The sequence below is a fragment of the Synechococcus sp. R55.7 genome, assembly GCF_047461955.1.
Taxonomy (GTDB): Bacteria; Cyanobacteriota; Cyanobacteriia; order Thermostichales; family Thermostichaceae; genus Thermostichus.
In genome coordinates this window covers 8,405-10,025 of sequence record NZ_JANSIC010000091.1, presented here as the reverse complement: position 1 = coordinate 10,025, position 1,621 = coordinate 8,405, and the positions used below count along the sequence as shown (strand labels likewise).

The following is a 1,621-nucleotide window of genomic DNA, read 5'->3' as shown; positions in this document are numbered from 1 at the left end:
CCGCTAACGCGATAGGACTCCGTCCCGCTGGCGCGAACGCAACCGCCTCAGGACAGAACAGGATCCGCGGGGGGCTTTTCCCTATGGGATCCCCACAGGTTACTCGCCAAGATCAAGCCCAGGCCCACCACAGATCCCAGCGCAATCGTCTCGCCCAACAGCACCGCAATCAACCCCAACGACAAAAAGGGCGTCACATACACCCAGTTGGCCAGGGATCCCCGATGGCCCGCCAACTCCAGAGCCCGCAGCCAAAATACAAAAGTCAGGCCCATCTCCGCCAGACCAATGTAAGCCGCCCAACCCAGCCCCGCAACTGTCCAAGAGACCTCCTGAAACGGCAGCAGTAGCAGGCCATAGAGGCTGCCGAAGAGAAACCCCATAAACAGCTTCAGCACCGCATCTCGCCCATCCCGCACATTGAGCAGCCAGTAGAGCGCCCAGATTCCAGAGCTGCCCACCGCCAGCAGGACCCCCCAGGGATCCCCCGCCTGCAAGGTGCCCCAGGATCCCCCCGTAGCCACCAGCACCACCCCCAGCAGGCTCACCCCCAAGGCCAACACCAGCCGCCAACGGAAGCGCTCTCCCAGCAGCGGCACCGCCAGAAGAGCCAGCACCAGCGGCCAAGTGTAATTCAGAGCCATCGCCGCCTGAGCCGACAGACGGTCATAAGCCTGGAACAACACCCCATAGTAGCCGAAGGGGTTGAGCAGCCCCTGAAGGGCCGACAGGCGGACTTGGGATCCCTTCTGCTTGCCGAGGAACCCTGCCCGCCCTGTAACCACCAAAACGATCCCCAGGATCAAGCAAGAGCTCAATGCCGAAAAAATCAGCAAGACCGTCGGCGACAGGTACCGCAACCCAAACTTAAAAGCGCTGGCAGCCGTAGCCCAGCCCAAGATGGCCGCCGCCAAGTAAACATAGGCTCGCCAGGGATCCCTAGGCATCAAAAGCTGTCGAGATTGCTGTCCTCTGGCTTCGACTTAGCTCCGGTGGGAAGGCCCAGCCGCGGTGCCACCACCCAGGCATAGAGCAGATAGCCCAGCCCCGCCACCACTGCCCACCTGAGAACGGTGCCGAAAACCCGGAAGAACAGCCCGACCAGAAGAATACAGCCCAGAATGGCGAAGACCGTCACCAGTGGACGCCCCCAAGTCTCAACCCAAGCTCGGACGGCACTTTTCCCCTGAGACGCAACGGATGTTCCTGGATCCCCAGAGGCCGCCGCCGCTTGCTCCAGTTCACGCTCAAGCTGTTTCAGCCGTTCTTGTTCTGAGAAAGAGAGATCGGACATAGAGAGCAGTCTCCAGCGGTGTCACCTCCATCTTACGAGCTGCTCCCGAAGATGGGCAGACTAAGCCCGCGCCGAAGGGATCTCCTGAACCATAGCCCGGAACACATCCAAAGCCGGGCCAGGGCGACGGTTAGGACGCGGAGCCGAGATCTCATTGGGCACAAAAGGCTTCTCCACCACCACCTTGGGCTTGTTGGCAGGAGCAGTTGCTGTAGCCGCAGGAGCAGAGCTGGGAGAAGCTGGTGCAGAACGAAAAGGCCCGGTAACAAAATCCACCAAGCCGCCGAAGAGAATGCCGAAAAAGGAGAACAGGCCGCCGAAAAGCTT

At 60.9% G+C, this 1,621-nt stretch carries 3 protein-coding genes; all 3 read right to left on the bottom strand.

The annotated features are described in order from the left end of the window. Positions 1-47: 47 nt before the first annotated feature. Positions 48-947: a DMT family transporter gene (locus NW820_RS06545; RefSeq protein ID WP_414407025.1), complete on the bottom strand. Its 900-nt coding sequence runs from the start codon at positions 945-947 to the stop codon at positions 48-50. Beyond that, on the bottom strand, positions 947-1,294 hold the full coding sequence (locus NW820_RS06540; protein WP_414331950.1) for a hypothetical protein: 348 nt from the start codon (positions 1,292-1,294) through the stop codon (positions 947-949). The genes NW820_RS06545 and NW820_RS06540 overlap by 1 nt, the downstream gene beginning before the upstream one ends. A 60-nt stretch (positions 1,295-1,354) precedes the next feature. Continuing rightward, positions 1,355-1,621, bottom strand: a 267-nt coding sequence (locus tag NW820_RS06535; protein ID WP_414407024.1) for a hypothetical protein, incomplete at its 5' end; no start/stop codon positions are given.

Bases quoted from the DNA above. Each gene is read 5' to 3' on its own strand.
- NW820_RS06545 (WP_414407025.1), bottom strand. From the start codon at position 947: ATGCCTAGGGATCCCTGGCGAGCCTATGTTTACTTGGCGGCGGCCATC.
- NW820_RS06540 (WP_414331950.1), bottom strand. From the start codon at position 1,294: ATGTCCGATCTCTCTTTCTCAGAACAAGAACGGCTGAAACAGCTTGAG.